The organism is Streptomyces sp. Ru73, assembly GCF_002920575.1.
GTDB lineage: Bacteria > Actinomycetota > Actinomycetes > Streptomycetales > Streptomycetaceae > Streptomyces.
In genome coordinates, this window is the sequence record NZ_PQSQ01000061.1 from 32,483 (window position 1) to 49,464 (window position 16,982).

12 protein-coding genes, 1 tRNA gene and 1 pseudogene are annotated in these 16,982 nt (G+C 74.0%); 6 read left to right on the forward strand and 8 right to left on the reverse strand.

Annotation, left to right across the window (positions count from 1 at the left end):
- Positions 1 to 61: 61 nt before the first annotated feature.
- Positions 62 to 3,940 (forward strand): 2Fe-2S iron-sulfur cluster-binding protein, encoded by a 3,879-nt coding sequence (locus C3486_RS38200; protein ID WP_258052966.1) that lies wholly within the window; start codon positions 62 to 64, stop codon positions 3,938 to 3,940.
- On the forward strand, positions 3,937 to 6,270 hold the full coding sequence (locus tag C3486_RS23900) for a xanthine dehydrogenase family protein molybdopterin-binding subunit (protein WP_103834813.1): 2,334 nt from the start codon (positions 3,937 to 3,939) through the stop codon (positions 6,268 to 6,270). Before C3486_RS38200 ends, C3486_RS23900 begins: the two co-directional genes overlap by 4 nt.
- Positions 6,271 to 6,278: 8 nt before the next feature.
- Here C3486_RS23900 and C3486_RS23905 read toward each other — a convergent pair whose 3' ends face one another.
- From C3486_RS23905 to C3486_RS23915, 3 genes are all read right to left on the reverse strand, one after another.
- Entirely contained in the window at positions 6,279 to 6,470 is a 192-nt protein-coding gene (locus C3486_RS23905) for a hypothetical protein (RefSeq protein ID WP_103834814.1), read from the reverse strand.
- Between the two features lie 121 nt (positions 6,471 to 6,591).
- A tRNA-Cys gene (locus C3486_RS23910) sits at positions 6,592 to 6,663 on the reverse strand.
- Positions 6,664 to 6,774: 111 nt separating this feature from the next.
- The gene (locus tag C3486_RS23915; protein WP_103834815.1) at positions 6,775 to 7,659 is read right to left on the reverse strand and encodes an alpha/beta fold hydrolase; all 885 of its coding nucleotides are present in this window, start codon (positions 7,657 to 7,659) and stop codon (positions 6,775 to 6,777) included.
- A gap of 122 nt (positions 7,660 to 7,781) precedes the next feature.
- On the opposite strand from C3486_RS23915, the gene C3486_RS23920 reads away from it, so the two are divergent.
- From C3486_RS23920 to C3486_RS23935, 4 genes are all read left to right on the forward strand, one after another.
- A complete protein-coding gene (locus C3486_RS23920) occupies positions 7,782 to 9,293 on the forward strand; it encodes an MFS transporter (protein WP_103834816.1) in 1,512 nt (503 codons plus the stop codon).
- Between the two features lie 125 nt (positions 9,294 to 9,418).
- Entirely contained in the window at positions 9,419 to 11,194 is a 1,776-nt protein-coding gene (locus C3486_RS23925) for a DEAD/DEAH box helicase (protein ID WP_103834817.1), read from the forward strand.
- Between the two features lie 345 nt (positions 11,195 to 11,539).
- Positions 11,540 to 12,181, forward strand: a complete 642-nt coding sequence (locus C3486_RS23930; protein WP_103834818.1) for an IclR family transcriptional regulator — start codon at positions 11,540 to 11,542, stop codon at positions 12,179 to 12,181.
- 100 nt (positions 12,182 to 12,281) lie between these two features.
- Positions 12,282 to 13,061, forward strand: coding sequence for a S16 family serine protease (locus tag C3486_RS23935; RefSeq protein WP_103834819.1), 780 nt, complete (start codon positions 12,282 to 12,284; stop codon positions 13,059 to 13,061).
- A 66-nt stretch (positions 13,062 to 13,127) separates the two neighbouring features.
- Here the strand turns inward: C3486_RS23935 and C3486_RS23940 are convergent, their stop codons facing one another.
- From C3486_RS23940 to C3486_RS38205, 5 genes and pseudogenes are all read right to left on the reverse strand, one after another.
- A complete protein-coding gene (locus C3486_RS23940) occupies positions 13,128 to 14,129 on the reverse strand; it encodes a glycine betaine ABC transporter substrate-binding protein (protein ID WP_103834820.1) in 1,002 nt (333 codons plus the stop codon).
- On the reverse strand, positions 14,129 to 15,004 hold the full coding sequence (locus C3486_RS23945) for an ABC transporter permease (RefSeq protein WP_103834821.1): 876 nt from the start codon (positions 15,002 to 15,004) through the stop codon (positions 14,129 to 14,131). The genes C3486_RS23940 and C3486_RS23945 overlap by 1 nt, the downstream gene beginning before the upstream one ends.
- A complete protein-coding gene (locus tag C3486_RS23950; protein WP_103834822.1) occupies positions 15,001 to 16,245 on the reverse strand; it encodes an ABC transporter ATP-binding protein in 1,245 nt (414 codons plus the stop codon). Before C3486_RS23950 ends, C3486_RS23945 begins: the two co-directional genes overlap by 4 nt.
- Positions 16,238 to 16,885 carry an ABC transporter permease gene (locus C3486_RS23955; protein ID WP_103834823.1) on the reverse strand — a complete coding sequence of 216 codons (648 nt, stop codon included), beginning with the start codon at positions 16,883 to 16,885 and terminating at the stop codon, positions 16,238 to 16,240. The genes C3486_RS23950 and C3486_RS23955 overlap by 8 nt, the downstream gene beginning before the upstream one ends.
- Before the next feature lie 16 nt (positions 16,886 to 16,901).
- Positions 16,902 to 16,982: pseudogene (locus C3486_RS38205) on the reverse strand (Lrp/AsnC family transcriptional regulator); the annotation flags it as partial.

Consider the following 16,982-nt stretch of genomic DNA (forward strand, 5'->3'; position numbering starts at 1 on the left):
AGAGGCGCGCGCACGGCGCATGCGTGGCCGCCGAGCGAGCCGAGCGAAGCGAGGCCGGCGCATGAGTGACGGGGACACCCCCCGGCAGCCCCAGCACGGACAGGGCTGGGAGCCACTGCCGCAGGGCGAGTACGACCAGGAGGCCACGGCCTTCGTTCAGCTGCCCGACGACCTGGACGCGTACGGGCTGAACGCGTACGGCCCGGGCGCGCACGGTGCGGGCGGCTATGCCCACGGCGCGTACGGCGCGGCCATTTACGGGGCGCACGGCGCCGCGGGCGCGCAGGGCGCGGGCGCCGGTGAACCGCACGGCGGCTACGGCGCGGAGGGCGAGGCGGGCGCCGCCGGCGCGCCCCAGTACGCCTACGGTGCCGACCCCCTCGCGGCCCCCGGACACGGGTACATCCCGCCGGACTACTTCCCCGGCGCGGGCGACGGCGCCGCGGCTTCCGGCGACGCCGCGAACAACGGTGCGGCTGCCTCGCCGTACGCGGCCCCGGCGGGCGGCGCGGGCACCGACCCCGCGGCGACCGGCCAGTGGACCATGCCCTTCGTCGACCCGACGGCGGGCGCGCCGGCGATGCAGTACGACGTCGGTGCCCAGGGCGGCGTGCCCCAGGGAGGCGTGCCCGAGAGCGGCGTGCCCGAGGGCGGAGAGCAGGGCGGTGCCTCCGGAGCCGGCGACGGCGGCCGGGACGCGGACGGGCCGGACACGGTGGAGTGGCCGGTCGCGGGCGCGGCCGATGCGCACGGACAGCCGGGCGCGAACGGGCAGCCGGGCGCGGACGGCGGCTTCGACGGCGGTGCGGGCTACGGCGCCGACGGCACGTTCGGCGCGGGCGCCGGCCAGTGGGCCGTGCCCACCGCCGGTGACGAGGTGCTGGAGGAGTCCGGCGAGTACCTGGTCGAGGACGAGCGCCGCCCGCACAGCGGTTACCCGATCCACGGCACCGCTCCCGAGGCCACCGGGCACTGGAACTTCTCGGCGGGCCTCGGCACGGCCCCCGACGCCCCGGCGGACCCGGCCCAGGGCGCACCGGACGCGGGGCACACGGACCCGGTGCACACGGACGCGGCGGCCGGCGCGGACGCATCCGCCGGTCCGGGCGCGGCGCCCGGCGGCGAGGGCCAGGACGGCGCCGGCACCGCGCGCGCGGGCGAGCCCGGGCTGCCGCAGCAGGCCGCACCGCAGCACGTCGGCCCGTACCACGTGGGGCCGCACCCCGCGGCCCAGAACGCGCTGCAGTACGGCGGATACGGGACCAGCGACGCCCCCGGAGCACCCGGTGCCGCCGTGCAGTGGCAGTCCTCCGGAGACCTGCCGGCGCCGCACCCCGGGGCCGCGGGCCACGCCCCGGCGCCGCACGGCGTGCCCCCCGTGGCGGGCGAGCAGTGGCCGAGCCCCGGCCGCGCCACCCAACCGCCCTCGTACCAGGACCTGTTCAGCACCCCCGGTGGCGGCGGCATCGCGGACGGCATCGCCCTCGCCGACGCCCTGGTCTCCGGCCGGACCACGCCGAAGCCGCTGGCCGAGTCGGCGCAGGCGGAGCAGCGGGCCGCCGTGCCCGCCGAGCCGCGGGCCACGCGCGCGGCGGACGAGCACACGAAGGCGGAGGACGCACGCGCGGACGCGGGGGCCGAGCGCGTGGAGCCCCCGCTGGAGAACCGGGTGGAGAACCCGGCGGACAGCGCACCGGAGCACCCGGAAGCGAGCACCGGGCCGGGCCCGGGGGAGCAGGCTGTCGCGGAGAATGCCGCCCCGGAGCACGCCGCCGCGGAGCCCGAGGAGGCCCGGGCGGAGGCTCCTTCGGATGCGTCTGCGGACGCCTCCACGGGTGCCGTTGTCGCCGGCCCCGAAGGGGCGGCTCCCGTCGCGCCCGAGGAGGCGGCCGCCGCCGGGACTCCCGAGGCGCCTGCTGCCGAGGCACCCGAGGCACCCGCGGCACCCGCTGCCGCCGAGCCCGCCGCTCCTGAGACGGCTGCGGCTCCCGAGGCTGCTGCTGCCGAGGCGGGTGCCGTCGAGGCCGATGCTGCCGAGGCTGCCGGCCCCGAGGTGACGCAGGCCGCTGCGCCCGAGGCGTCCGAAGCGACCCCCGAGGCGCCGGACACCGCCGCGACCGCCGTGACCGCGGCGCCCGAGGCCCCCGCCGAGACCGGTACCGACGCCAACACCGAAGCCGCCACCGGCACCGGCCCCGACGCGACCCCGGAAGCCGAGGCGCCGACCGCCCCCGAGGCGGACACCGCGCTGCCCACGGACACCGCACCGCAGGCAGCGGCCGAACCGCAGCCGGAGACCGGCCCCGAGGCGCAGGATGCCGCCCAGGCACCGGACTCCGCTCAAGCGCAGGACGCCCCTGCCCCGGACAACGACGAGACGGCCCGAGCCTCCCAGGAGCCCCAGACCCCCCAGGACGCCCTCGCGGCGCCTGCCGGACCTGCCGGCCCCGAGGGAGCCCCCGCGGTCCCCGAAGAGGCTCCTGCCGCCCCGGAGGAGGCCCCTGCCGCCCCCGAAGAGGCGCTCGCCGCCGCCCTTCCGGTGGATCCCGCCCCGCACGCCGATCTGGAGCACCCGCGGGCCTCCTACGTCCTGGCCGTGAACGGCGTCGACCGCCCGGTCACGGATGCCTGGATCGGCGAGTCGCTGCTCTACGTGCTGCGCGAGCGGCTCGGCCTCGCGGGCGCCAAGGACGGCTGCTCCCAGGGGGAGTGCGGCGCCTGCTCCGTACAGGTCGACGGCCGCCTCGTGGCGTCCTGCCTGGTGCCCGCCGCGACCACCGCGGGCAGCGAGGTCCGTACGGTCGAGGGCCTGGCCAAGGACGGCACGCCCTCCGACGTGCAGCGCGCGCTGGCCGAGTCCGGCGCCGTGCAGTGCGGCTTCTGCATCCCGGGCATGGCCATGACCGTGCACGACCTGCTGGAGGGCAACCATGCCCCCACCGAGCTGCAGACCCGCCAGGCCCTGTGCGGCAACCTCTGCCGCTGCTCGGGGTACCGCGGCGTCCTGGACGCCGTGCAGGAGGTCGCCCGTGCCCGCAAGGAGGCGGCCCAGGCCGCCGCCGAGGCGCACGAGCAGGAGCACGCCGAGCCGCAGGACCAGCACCAGCACCAGGACCCGGCACAGGGCCATCAGGAGCCGGTCGCCCGCATCCCGCACCAGGCGGGCCCGGCCGACCCGAACGCGTACACGGGGGAGCAGTACGCCGAAGGGCAGTACGGCGGCGAGCAGTACGCCACCGAGCAGTACGCCGCCGAACCGCACTCCGAGGCGCAGCGCCCCGAGGACACGTATCCCGAGGACACGTACCAGGAGCAGGCGTACGGCGACGACGGGACGTCCGGCGGGCAGCCGTACACCGACCAGCCCTCGGAAGGCCAGGGCTTCCACGTCCCCGAGGGCGGGCACCTGCCCGAGGGCGGGCACGCCGCCGACGCGGCCGGTACGTACCCCGACGGCTCCTACGCCGACCCCGCGTACTCCGAGGGCACGTACGCCGACGGGACGTACCCCGAAGGCGGCTACGCGCAGGGCGGCTACCCCCAGGGCGGGTACGCCGACGGCACGTATCCGGACGGCACGTACCCCGAAGGCGTGCCCGGCGCCGACCAGTACGCCACTCCCGGCTTCACCGGCGACCCGTACGGCGGCGCCGACCCGTACGCCGGTGCGGGGCCCGCGTACAACGGCGACCCGTACGCCACGCACGACTCGTACGGGCGTGACGCGCTCGCCGGCCATGACACCTCGTACGGGCGTGACGCGCTCGCCGGCCACGACTCCTACGGCCGGGACGCCCTCGGCGGCCAGGACGCGCTGATCGAGGACCTGGACCCGGGCCTCGACCCGCATCCCGACCCGCAAACGCACCGCCACCCCCACCCCCACGACCCGAACACCCAGGGCCCGGGGGCCGACCCGCAATCGGGAGGCCTCGCATGACCGGCACGAACGAGGGCGCCGGCTCCGTCACCGTGACCGCCGCGCCCAGCAGCGCCCCGGCCGCCGCGACCGAGCCGCTGCCGCACGGCCTGGGCGCCTCGCTGCCGTCCGCCGACGCCCCCGCCAAGACCCAGGGCACCTTCCCGTACGCGGCCGACCTGTGGGCCGAGGGCCTGCTCTGGGCCGCGATCCTGCGCTCCCCGCACCCCCGCGCCCGCATCCTGTCGATCGACACCAAGCAGGCCGCCGAGATGCCGGGCGTACGGGCCGTCGTCACGCACGAGGACGTGCCGGGGGACGCCGGGCACGGGCGCGGCACGCCCGACCGGCCGGTCTTCGCCAAGGACGAGGTGCGCCACCACGGCGAGCCGATCGCGGCCATCGCCGCCGACCACCCGGACACCGCCCGGCTCGCGGCCGCCGCGATCGCCGTCGAGTACGAGGTGCTGGAGCCGGTCACCGACCCGCAACTGGCCTTCGAGGCCGAGCCGTTGCACCCGGACGGCAACCTCGTGCGGCACATCCCGCTGCGCTTCGGGGACCCCGAGGCGACCGGCGAGGTCGTCGTGGAGGGGCTGTACCGGATCGGCCGCCAGGACCCGGCGCCCATCGGTGCCGAGGCGGGGCTCGCCGTGCCGCGCCCGGACGGCGGCGTGGAGATCTACACGGCCGCCACCGACCCGCACACCGACCGCGACCTCGCCGCCGCCTGCTTCGGGCTGCCGCAGGACAAGGTCAAGGTCGTGGTGACCGGCGTGCCGGGGGCGACGGCCGACCGCGAGGACCCCGGTATCCAGCTTCCGCTGGGCCTGTTGGCGCTGCGCACCGGCTGCCCGGTGAAGCTGGCCGCGACCCGCGAGGAGTCCTTCCTCTCGCACGCCCACCGGCATCCGACGATCCTCCGCTACCGCCATCACGCCGACTCCGACGGCAAGCTGGTGAAGGTCGAGGCGCAGATCCTGATGGACGCGGGCGCGTACGCCGACACCTCGGCCGACGCACTGGCTGCCGCGGTGTCCTTCGCCTGCGGGCCGTACGTCGTGCCGCACGCCTTCGTGGAGGGCTGGGCGGTACGGACGAACAACCCGCCCGCCGGGCACCTGCGCGGCGAGGGCGCGATGCAGGTGTGCGCCGCGTACGAGGGCCAGATGGACAAGCTGGCGGCGAAGCTGGGGCTGGACCCGGCGGAGCTGCGGCTGCGCAACGCCATGGCCACCGGCGACATCCTGCCGACCTCCCAGACCGTGACCTGCCCGGCGCCGGTCGCCGAACTCCTCCAGGCCGTCAAGGACGCGCCGTTGCCCGACCTGCCGAAGGACGCGCCGCAGGAGGAGTGGCTGCTGCCGGGCGGCCCGGAGGGCGCGGGCGACCCGTCCGCCGTGCGCCGCGGTGTCGGGTACGGCATCGGCATGGTCCACATGCTCGGCGCCGAGGGCGCGGACGAGGTCTCCACGGCCACGGTCAAGGTCAACGGCTCGGTGGCGACGGTCATTTGTGCCGCCGTCGAGACCGGCTCCGGCTTCTCCACCCTCGCGCGCCAGATCGTCCAGGAGACGCTCGGCGTCGAAGAGGTGCACGTCGCGGCGGTCGACACCGACCAGCCGCCGGCCGGCGCCGCCTGCCACAGCCGGCACACCTGGGTCTCGGGCGGAGCCGTCGAGCGCGCGGCCAAGATGGTCCGTACGCAGCTCCTGCAGCCGCTCGCCCACAAGTTCGGCATGTCCACCGAACTCCTCCAGATCGCCGACGGCAAGATCACGTCCTACGACGGCGTCCTCAGCACCACGGTCGCGGAGGCGCTGGACGGCAAGGAACTGTGGGCCACGGCCCAGTGCCGCCCGCACCCCACCGAGCCGCTGGACGACACCGGCCAGGGCGACGCCTTCGTGGGCCTCGCCTTCTGCGCGATCCGCTGCGTGGCCGACGTCGACATCGAGCTGGGCACGATCCGCGTCGTCGAGCTGTCCGTCGCGCAGGACGTCGGCCGGGTACTGAACCCCGCCCAGCTGCGCGCCCGCATCGAGGCGGGCGTCACGCAGGGCCTGGGCGCGGCGCTCATGGAGAACCTGCGTACGACGCGGGGCCTGGTGCGCCATCCGGACCTGACCGGCTACCCGCTGCCGACCGCGCTCGACGCCCCGGACATCCGCATCGTCAAGCTCATCGAGGAGCGCGACGTGGTGGCCCCCTTCGGTGCCAAGCCGGTCTCCGCGGCGCCGGTCGTCGCGGCCCCGGCGGCGGTGGCCTCCGCGGTCCGCGCCGCCACCGGCCGCCCCATAGGCCGCCTCCCCATCCGCCCCCAGGCCGCGGCCCTCACCCCGCTGACCTGAGGGCCGGGCTACTCGCTTCCGCCGCGCTCCTCGCCGCCCCGGGCCGCCTCCCCGGCCCGGGGCGGGAACGTCACGTCCCCCGCAGCCTCCTCGGCCACCTCGGCCTCCCGCCGGTCCTTGTCGGCCTTCTCCAGCTGATCCTTGTCGACCCCGTCCACGGCATCCGCACTGGACCCGCCGGGCCCATAGGTCTCACCCATCACAGACTCCTTCCCACCGGCAAAGAACCATCCAGCCGCTGGGTACCGCACGAGGCCGCGCTTCATGCGGGACGCCCGAGAAAAGGGACGCCCCGGGCGCCGCCCGGGGGAGAAGAAAAAGAGGCCGTGGCGGGAATCGAACCCGCGTAACTCGCTTTGCAGGCGAGTCCCTGAACCACTCGGGCACACGGCCGGGGGGTGGTGCGTGGGTTCGACAGTAGGGCGGGGCGGGGGCGGAGGGCCAGGGGGACGGGGCCGGTGCCATGGGGTTGTCATCGGGGGCAACACGGCGTTCATGAACGGGCTAGGGGAGGGGGGCCTCGCCGGTGTGGAGGAAGGTTTCCACGAGGGTGCGGAAGCGGTCCGGGTCGTCGATCCAGGGGTAGTGGCCGGCCAGGTGGAGGGGGCGGAGGCGGGCGTCGGGGAAGGACGCGGCGACCAGTTCGCCGGCGCGCATGCCGGAGAGGGCGTCGCGGTCGCCGGTGATGACCAGGACCGGGCAGGTGACGTCGCGGAGGGCCGTCAGCAGGGCCTCGCGGGTGCGGTCGTCGACCGACTGCCAGAAGCCGGCGCGGGGGACGGGGTTGAGCTGGCCGCCCTCGGTGGCCGCGTGGGCGCGCTGGGGCTCGTCCCAGCTGCCGTAGGCCAGGGGCGCGGCGCGCAGCAGGAGGTCGCGTACCTCGTCCATGTCGCCGGTCTCCGAGAGCCGCTGGACGGCGACGGAGGCGTCGGGCCACCACTCCTCGTGGGCGCGGGACTCGAAGATCTGCCGTGCGTCGTCGGGGAGTTCGCCCTGGAGGCGGGAGCCGGGGCAGACCAGGACCAGGCGGCTCAGCCGGTCCGGGTGGCCCGCCGCGTACGCCTGCGCGGTGGCCGCGGCGGCGCTGTGCGCGAGGAGGGCGAAGCGTTCCAGGCCGAGGTGGGCGCGGAGCGCCTCCAGGTCCTCGGCGAGCCGGGGGAAGGCGTAGGCGGCCGGGTCCTCGGCGGCCGGTGCCGACCCGGTGCCGCGGCTGTCCGGGACGATCAGCTGCCGGGCGGCGTCGAGCCCGCCCAGGCCGCCGAGGTAGTCGGCGTCCCGCGCCGGGCCGCCGGCCAGGCAGACCAGCGGCGGGAGCCCGGTCTCGGGCTCCTCGGGGCCGAGCACGCGGTAGGGCAGCTCGGTGCCGTCGTACGAGCGGTAATGAGGCATGCAGGCAGTGTGCCCGGATCGGGCGGACGGTCCCGTGCGCCGCGCGTCGTAGGTCCAGCGACGGACCGGAATTCGGGCGAACGACAGGGGCATGACCCGCCCGAGGCCCTTACTGTGGCGGAATGACCACCGCCGAACCGCGCGACAGTGATGCCGCCGCCACTGAAGTCCAGGGAGCCGTACCCGAGTCCGTGCCGGTACCGGGTGCCGCGCCCCCCGAAGGCGGTGTGCTCGGCCGCACCTACCGTGCCCTGACCCTCGGCATCATCTCCGTCGTCTCGCTCATCGCGTTCGAGGCGAGCGCGGTGAACACCGCGATGCCGGTGGCCGCGCGGGCGCTGGACGGGATCGAGCTGTACGCGTTCGCCTTCTCCGCGTACTTCACGGCGAGTCTGTTCGCGATGGCGCTGTCGGGGGCGTGGTGCGACCGGAACGGGCCGCTCGTGCCGCTGTTCAGCGGGATCTTCGTGTTCGGCGGCGGCCTCGTCGTGGCGGGTGCGGCGCCGTCGATGTGGACGTTCGTGGCGGGGCGCGCCGTGCAGGGGCTGGGCGGCGGGCTGGTGATCGTCGCGCTGTACGTGGTCGTCGGCCGCGCCTACCCCGAGCGGCTGCGGCCCGCCGTGCTCGCGTCGTTCTCGGCCGCCTGGGTGCTGCCGGTGATCGTCGGGCCGGTGGTGTCGGGGACGGTCACCGAGCACCTGGGGTGGCGCTGGGTCTTCCTGTCGATCCCCGTGCTGGTGCTGCTGCCGCTGGCCGTCATGCTGCCGGCGCTGCGCAAGCTGCCGCGTACCGAGGAGGCAGCGGCGCCGCTGGACCGCCGTCGCATCCTCCTCGCGCTCGCCGTGGCCGCCGGTGCCGGGCTGCTGCAGTACGCCGGGCAGGACCTGCGCCCGCTCGCGCTGCTGCCCGCTGCGGCCGGGCTGGCGCTGCTCGTGCCGTCCGTGCTGCGGCTGCTGCCCAGGGGCACGTTCCGGGCCGCACGCGGGCTGCCGTCCGTCGTGCTGATCCGTGGGCTCGCGGCCGGCGCGCTGCTCGCCGCCGAGAGCTTCGTGCCGCTGATGCTGGTAACGCAGCGCGGGCTGAGCCCGACGCTGGCCGGGCTCTCGCTCACCGGCGGCGGGCTGACCTGGGCGCTCGGCTCGTACACCCAGAGCCGGCCGCGGATGGACCCGTACCGCGAGCGGCTGATGTGCGTCGGCATGCTCCTGATGGCCCTGGCCGTCGCGCTCGTGCCGCTGGCGCTGATCGAGGCGGTACCGGCGGCCGTGGTGGCGCTCGCCTGGATCGTGGCCGGGTACGGCATGGGGCTGACCATCTCCAGCGGCAGCGTGCTGCTGCTGGAGCTCTCCCCGCCGGCCGACGCGGGGCGGAACTCCGCCTCCCTGCAGGTCTCCGACGCGCTGGGCAACATCGTCTTCGTCGGGCTGAGCGGCATCCTCTTCGTCGCCTTCGGCGGCGGCGCGGTCGCCACGGCCGGTGCCGGCGCGCACCCCGGCGCTTCCGTCGCCGCGCACCCGGCCGCCTTCGCCGTCGTCTTCGCGGCGATGTCCCTGGTCGCGCTGGTGGGCGCGTACGTGGCCACCCGGCTGCGGCCCGCGCCGGGCACCGGGCCGGTCGCGGAGCCGGCGGTGTGAGCTGAGTCGCACCCGTCCCGCCGCCCGGCCGGAATTCCGCGGCCGGCGAGGCGACACGGGTACCCTGACGCGGTTGCCGATCGCCGAGCCAGCCGACGGAGACCGTGAGTACTACCACCAGCGCCATGAACAACCAGCACCTGTCCCCGGCCTTCCCGGGACGGGCCCCCTGGGGTACCGCGAACAAGCTGCGCGCCTGGCAGCAGGGTGCGATGGACAAGTACATCGAGACCCAGCCGCGGGACTTCCTCGCGGTCGCGACCCCGGGCGCGGGCAAGACCACCTTCGCGCTCACCCTCGCCTCGTGGCTGCTGCACCACCACGTCGTGCAGCAGGTGACCGTGGTGGCGCCGACCGAGCACCTGAAGAAGCAGTGGTCGGAGGCGGCGGCCCGGCTGGGCATCAAGCTGGACCCGGACTACAGCGCCGGGCCGCTGGGCAAGGAGTACCACGGTGTCGCGGTGACGTACGCGGGCGTGGGCGTCCGGCCGATGCTGCACCGCAACCGCGTCGAGCAGCGCAAGACGCTGGTGATCCTGGACGAGATCCACCACGCCGGTGACTCCAAGTCGTGGGGCGAGGCGTGCCTGGAGGCGTTCGAGCCGGCCACCCGGCGGCTCGCGCTGACCGGTACGCCCTTCCGCTCGGACACCAACCCGATCCCCTTCGTCACGTACGAGGAGGGCAACGACGGCATCCGGCGGAGCGCCGCCGACTACACCTACGGCTACGGGAACGCGCTGGCCGACGGCGTCGTCCGGCCGGTGATCTTCATGTCCTACAGCGGCAACATGCGCTGGCGGACCAAGGCCGGCGACGAGATCGCGGCGCGGCTGGGCGAGCCGATGACCAAGGACGCGGTCTCGCAGGCGTGGCGTACCGCGCTGGACCCGCGCGGCGAGTGGATGCCGAACGTGCTGCGCGCCGCCGACCAGCGGCTGACGGAGGTCAGGAAGTCCATCCCGGACGCGGGCGCGCTGGTGATCGCCTCCGACCAGGAGCAGGCGCGCGCGTACGCGAAGCTGATCCGCGAGATAACGGGGCACAAGGCGACGCTGGTCCTCTCGGACGACAGCGGCGCCTCGCAGCGCATCGACGACTTCTCGCAGTCCGACGACCGCTGGATGGTCGCGGTCCGGATGGTGTCGGAGGGCGTCGACGTGCCGCGGCTGGCGGTCGGCGTGTACGCCACGACGATCTCGACGCCGCTGTTCTTCGCGCAGGCCGTGGGCCGTTTCGTGCGGTCCAGGCGGCGTGGCGAGACGGCCTCGGTCTTCCTGCCGACCGTGCCCATGCTGCTCGGCTTCGCCAACGAGATGGAGGTCGAGCGCGACCACGTGCTCGACAAGCCGAAGAAGGACAGCGAGGACGACCCGTACGCCGAGTCCGAGAAGGAGATGGACGAGGCGAACAAGCAGCAGGACGAGGACACCGGCGAGCAGGAGCAGTTCTCCTTCGAGGCGCTGGAGTCCGACGCGGTCTTCGACCGGGTGCTCTACAACAGCGCCGAGTTCGGCATGCAGGCGCACGCGGGCAGCGAGGAGGAGCAGGACTACCTCGGCATCCCCGGCCTGCTGGAGCCGGACCAGGTGCAGATGCTGCTGCAGAAGCGGCAGGCCCGGCAGATCGCGCACAGCAAGAAGAAGCCGGCCGAGGAGGCCGACCTGCTGGAGCTGCCCGCCGAGCGGCGTCCCGTGGTCACGCACAAGGAGCTGCTGGAGCTGCGGAAGCAGCTGAACACGCTGGTCAGCGCGTACGTCCACCAGAGCGGCAAGCCGCACGGCGTGATCCACAACGAGCTGCGCCGGGTGTGCGGCGGGCCGCCGAGCGCGGAGGCCACGGCCGGGCAGATCCGCGAGCGGATCAAGAAGGTCCAGGAGTGGGCCACGCGGATGCGCTGAGCCGGGCGCCGGCGCGCGAGGCGTGGTGAAGGGCGCCCCTGCGCGGGCGTGGTGAAGGGCGTCCCGCGAGCGGGGCGCCCTTTCCGCATTTCGGGACGGAGGGGTGGCATCGAGTGCCGTCAGCGCAGGATCAATACGGATAGAGCGGTCAGCCGAGACCGGATTCTGGACGGACTCTTCCGCTGACCGGACTGTATCGCTACTGTCCCCGTCACGAACACGCCCCGTGGCAGCGCCGCCGCGGAGCGCAGCCGGTGCCACAGACCGGCGGCCTCGTCAGCGCTGCCGTGGGACCGGCAGCGCTACCTCCCCGAAGAGCCGCCACTCACCCGAGGAGGGGGCGTCGTGACCGCGGAGACCTCTCAGACGCTCGACCGAGGACTGCGCGTCCTCAAGTTGCTCGCCGACACCGACCACGGCCTCACCGTCACCGAGCTCTCGCACAAGCTCGGCGTCAACCGGACGGTCGTCTACCGCCTGCTGGCCACCCTGGAGCAGCACGCCCTCGTCCGCCGCGACATCGGCGGCCGGGCCAGGGTGGGCCTGGGCGTGCTGCGCCTCGGCCGTCAGGTGCACCCCCTCGTCCGGGAAGCCGCGCTGCCCGCGCTGCGCTCGCTGGCCGAGGACCTCGGCGCGACCGCCCACCTCACGCTCGTCGACGGCACGGAAGCGCTGGCCGTCGCCGTCGTGGAGCCGACCTGGACGGACTACCACGTCGCGTACCGGGCGGGGTTCCGGCACCCGCTGGACCGCGGGGCCGCGGGCCGCGCCATCCTGCTGGCCCGGCAGGGCCGTACGGAGAGCGACGGGCTGGCGCTGACCCACGGCGAGCTGGAGGCCGGGGCGAGCGGGGCCGCGGCACCACTCCTTGGAGTGAGCGGCATCGAGGGCAGCGTCGGCGTGGTGCTGCTCGCCGACACCGTGCCGGAGCGGGTCGGCGCCCGCGTGGTCGCGGCGGCCAAGGAGGTGGCGGAGGCGCTGCGGTAGGCCGCCCCGGCGTACCGCGGACCTTCCGCAGCCCGTGCCTGACCGCCGCGAACCGTGCCGCGGTGGGATCTTCGGTACGGAGGTCATCTAGGGTGGCGGGGTGTCTTCTCGCGCCCGCACCCTGGCGGTCTGCTCCGCCCTCGTCATCGCGCTCCTCGCCGTCGCTGCCTTCGTGCCGCTGCCGTTCTCGATCGCCTATCCGGGCCCGGCCGCGAACGTCCTCGGCGAGCACAAGGGCGAGCCGGTCATCACCGTGCACGGCGCCAAGGCCAGGAAGACCAGCGGCGAGCTGCGGATGACCGCCATCGTCGCCACGGGGCCGCAGGTCTCGGCGCACCTGCCGGAGGTGCTGCGGGCCTGGTTCCGGCGGGACGAGGCCGTGATGCCGCGCGACGCGGTGTACCCGGTGGGGGACAACGCCGAAGAGGTGGCCAAGCACAACGCGGCCGAGATGAAGCAGTCCCAGGAGGCCGCGGTCGGCGCCGCGCTGCGCTACCTGCACCGCTCCCCGAAGGACGTGCGGGTGGACCTGAAGCTGGCGGACGTGGGCGGGCCGAGCGCCGGACTGATGTTCACGCTCGGCATCATCGACACCATCGACGGGGACGGCGCGGGCCACGACCTGACCGGCGGCCGCTCCGTCGCGGGCACCGGCACCATCACCACCGGCGGCAAGGTCGGGCCGGTCGGCGGCGTGGCGCTCAAGACGCAGGCCGCGCACCGCGACGGCGCGAAGTACTTCCTCGTGCCGCGCGACGAGTGCTCCGACGCCCGCGCCAACCTGCCGAAGGACATGCGGCTGATCCCCGTCACCACGCTGAACGGCGCGGTCGACTCGCTCAAGGCGCTGAACTCCGGCGGCAAGGTGCCCAGCTGCTGAGAGCCGGGCGGCCCGGCCGCCCCGCGCGGGTCCGGCCGCCGGCAGCCGCCCCGGCCGGACCGGCGCTCAGTCCTTCGCCTTGATGAACCCCTCCTGCACCAGCCAGTCCTTGGCGACCTGGTGCGGGTCCTCGCCGGCCACGTCGACCTTGCCGTTCAGCCGCTGCGCCGTCTTGTTGTTCAGCGCCTTGGTGATCGGCGCGAGCACGTCGGCGATGGCCGGGTACTTCTTCATCGTCGGCGCGTACATCTGCGGCGCCGCGTTGTAGTTCGGGAAGAAGTGTTTGTCGTCCGCGAGCGTCTTCAGGCCCATCGCCCGGATGCGCCCGTCGGTCGTGTAGACCTCGCCGAAGGTGCAGGTGCCGCCCTTCTTGACCTGGGTGTAGATGACGCCGGCCGACATCCGCTTGATGTTCCCGGACGGGATCTTCAGGCCGTACTTCTTGACCATGCCGGGCAGGCCGTCGTTGCGGGTGGCGAACTCGTTCTCCACGCACAGCGTGACCGAGTCCGGGTGCTCCTCGAGCATCCGCGCCAGGTCCGAGAGCTTGCTGACGCCGTACTTCTTCTGGTCGGACGGCAGCAGCGCCAGCGCGTAGGTGTTGTTCAGCTCCGAGTACGGGAGCCAGACCAGGTCCTTCTTCTCGTCCGCCGCCCGCACCGCCTCCCACTGCTTCCGCTCGTCGGGGATGGGCTCGGTGTGGCCGAGGTAGGTGATCCAGCTCGTGCCGGTGTACTCGTAACTGCCGTCGGCCGTGCCGGAGGTCACCGCCTCGCGGGCGCCGATCGAGCCCTGGATGTTGGTCTTGTCCACGACCGTGGCGCCGGCCGCCTTCAGGGCCAGCCCCATGATCTGGCCGAGGATGATCTGCTCGGTGAACTCCTTGGAGGTCACCGTGAGCTCCGCGCCCTTCAGCGGCCGGCCCTGGTAGCCGGCCGACCTGCCGGGCTGCACGTCGTCCGTCATCGGGCTGCCACTGACCAGGCCGCAGCCGCCGAGCGCGAGCGCCGCGAGCAGCGTTCCGGCCGCCGCCAGTGCGGCCGTCCGGTACGTACGCCGGTTCCCCATCACGACGTCCCCTCCAGGCCGCGCGGCCGCATCAGCAGTTCGGCCAGCGAGGCCAGCCAGTCGACCAGCAGAGCGAGCGCGATGGTCAGTACGGACCCCAGGACCAGCACCGGCATGCGCTGGGTGACGATGCCGGCCGAGATCAGGTCGCCCAGGCCCCCGCCGCCGCCGAACGTGGCGAGGGTGGCGGTGCCGACGTTCAGGACCAGCGCATTGCGCACGCCGGCCAGGATCAGCGGTACCGCCAGCGGCAGCTCGACCTTGGTGAGCACGCCCAGCGGCGACATGCCGACGCCGCGGGCCGCCTCGGTGAGGGTGGGGTCGATGGCCTGGAGCCCGGCGATGGTGTTGGCCAGCACGGGCAGCACCGCGTAGATGATCATGCCGATGATCGCCGCGCGGGGACCGACGCCGAGCCAGATGACCAGCAGCACCAGCAGGCCCAGGGCCGGGATGGCCTGGCCGAGGTTGGCGACCGCCATCGCCGCCGGGGTGGCCCTGCGCAGCTTCGCCCGGGTCAGCGCGATGCCCAGCGGGATCGCGATGATCAGTACGAAGAAGGTGGAGACCGCGGTCAGCCAGAGGTGCTGGCGCAGCGCCAGCCACACCTTGCCGTCGTCGACCGCCTGGTGGGCGATGGAGTCCAGGTGCGCGCCGCGGAACCACAGCCAGGTGGCGAGCAGCGCGGCGAGCAGGACGAACGGCAGGAAGGTCGCCTTCTGCCAGGTGATCCGGCGGCGCTGCCGGGCCGGTGCGGCGGGCGGCTCGTCCTCGCGCTCGCCGGCCCGCACCTCGTCCCGGAAGGCCACGCCCATGACCTCGTGCTCGCCCGGCGGCCGGTCGTCCGGCCGGTTCCGCTCCTCCCGGGGGCTCATGCGGAGGCCCCGTGGGCGGAGTCGGTGCCCTCCTGCTCCCGCTGTGTCTGCAGGGCGCGCTGCTCCTCCAGCTCGTGCCGGTGCTCGATGGCGTCCATCCGGTCCGCCTCCAGCAGCTCGTGCACGTTGTTCATCAGCGTCTCCATGTCGACGACGCCGGTGTACTCGCCGCGCCGCCCGGTGACCGCGACCCGGCCCGCGTTGTCGGTGAGGACGGCCTCCAGCGCGTCCCGCAGCGTGGCGTCCCGGGTCACCGTGTCGTGCACCAGCGTCCCGGCCCGGGCGAGCGAGCCCTTGGCGAGCGTCAGGTCGCCGCGGCGCAGCCACTTGTACGGCCGGTTGTGCCGGTCCAGCAGCAGCAGTTCGTTGCTGGCGCCGTCGCGCAGCTTGTCGAAGATCGACTGCAGCGGGTCCTCGATGGTCGCGGTGGGGAAGTCGACGACCTCCACGTCGCGTACGCGGGTGAGGTTCAGCCGCTTCAGGGCCGCGCCCGCGCCGACGAAGCCGGAGACGAAGTCGTCGGTGGGGTTGGTGAGGATGGCCTCGGGGGTGTCGAACTGGGCGATGTGCGAGCGCTCGCGGAGGACGGCGATCCGGTCGCCGAGCTTGATGGCCTCGTCGAAGTCGTGGGTGACGAAGACGATGGTCTTGTGCAGCTCGTGCTGGAGCCGGATCAGCTCGTCCTGGAGGTGGTCGCGGGTGATCGGGTCGACCGCGCCGAACGGCTCGTCCATCAGGAGGACGGGCGGGTCGGCGGCGAGCGCGCGGGCCACGCCGACGCGCTGCTGCTGGCCGCCGGAGAGCTGGCGGGGGTAGCGGCCGTGGAACTCGCGCGGGTCCAGGCCGACCAGGTCGAGCATCTCCTCGACCCGGCTCTTGATCTTCGACCGGGACCAGCCGACCATCTTCGGGACCAGCGCGATGTTCTGCGCCACCGTCATGTGCGGGAAGAGCCCGGAGGACTGGATCGCGTACCCGACCTTGCGGCGCAGCCGGACCGGGTCCATGTCGGTGACGTCCTCGTCGCCGATCCGGATGCGGCCCGCGGTGGGCTCGATCAGCCGGTTGATCATCTTCAGCGTGGTGGACTTGCCGCACCCGGAGGGCCCGACGAGGATCACGATCTCGCCGGCCTTGATGTCCATGGTGACGTTGTCCACCGCCGGGACCGCACCGCCCGGGTAGCGCTTGGTGAGGTTTTCCAGCTGGATGGCGGCGCCCGTCGTGGTCTGCTCAGGCACGGATCCCCCTGGGGATGGTCAGGCGTCCGATGAGGACGTACGCGGCGTCGAAGAGGAGCGCGAGGATCACGATGCCGAGGGTCCCCGCGAGGACCTGGTTCAGCGCGTTGGCGCTGCCCAGGGAGGCGATGCCGCGGAAGATCTCGTTGCCGAGGCCGGGGCCCGAGGCGAACGCGGCGATCGCGGCGATGCCCATCAGCATCTGGGTGGCGACCCGGATGCCGGTGAGGATGGGCGGCCACGCGAGCGGCAGTTCGACCTTGAACAGCCGGGCGGCCCGGGACATCCCGATGCCCTTCGCCGCGTCGACCAGCGTGGGGTCGACCCCGCGCAGGCCGACGACGGCGTTGCGGACGATCGGCAGCAGTCCGTACAGGGTGAGCGCGACGACCGTGGGCGCGACGCCCAGGCCGACGATGGGGATGAGCAGGCCGATCATGGCCAGCGAGGGGACGGTCAGGATCGTGGCCGTCGCGGTGGTGGCGAGGTTGCCGACCCATTCGCTCCGGTAGGTCAGGACGCCGACGAGCACCCCGATGAGGGTGGCGAGGACCATGCACTGGAACACGGCACTGGCGTGCTGATACGTATCGATCAGCAGCTGGGTGTGCCGGCCTGCGACGTATTCCCAGAAGCTCATCCGGGGATCTCCTCGGTCAGTCCCCCGCCGCCTGTTGCACCAGGGGGATGATGCGCAGGCGGACCGGATTTTCCATGACAATCGCAGTCGAAGCCCG

Excerpts from the sequence above, each read along its gene's own strand:
- C3486_RS23900 (WP_103834813.1), top strand. The coding sequence starts at position 3,937 with ATGACCGGCACGAACGAGGGCGCCGGCTCCGTCACCGTGACCGCCGCG.
- C3486_RS23905 (WP_103834814.1), bottom strand. The coding sequence starts at position 6,470 with ATGGGTGAGACCTATGGGCCCGGCGGGTCCAGTGCGGATGCCGTGGAC.
- C3486_RS23955 (WP_103834823.1), bottom strand. The coding sequence starts at position 16,885 with ATGAGCTTCTGGGAATACGTCGCAGGCCGGCACACCCAGCTGCTGATC.
- C3486_RS23915 (WP_103834815.1), bottom strand. The coding sequence starts at position 7,659 with ATGCCTCATTACCGCTCGTACGACGGCACCGAGCTGCCCTACCGCGTG.
- C3486_RS23925 (WP_103834817.1), top strand. The coding sequence starts at position 9,419 with ATGAACAACCAGCACCTGTCCCCGGCCTTCCCGGGACGGGCCCCCTGG.
- C3486_RS23920 (WP_103834816.1), top strand. The coding sequence starts at position 7,782 with ATGACCACCGCCGAACCGCGCGACAGTGATGCCGCCGCCACTGAAGTC.
- C3486_RS38200 (WP_258052966.1), top strand. The coding sequence starts at position 62 with ATGAGTGACGGGGACACCCCCCGGCAGCCCCAGCACGGACAGGGCTGG.
- C3486_RS23940 (WP_103834820.1), bottom strand. The coding sequence starts at position 14,129 with ATGGGGAACCGGCGTACGTACCGGACGGCCGCACTGGCGGCGGCCGGA.
- C3486_RS23945 (WP_103834821.1), bottom strand. The coding sequence starts at position 15,004 with ATGAGCCCCCGGGAGGAGCGGAACCGGCCGGACGACCGGCCGCCGGGC.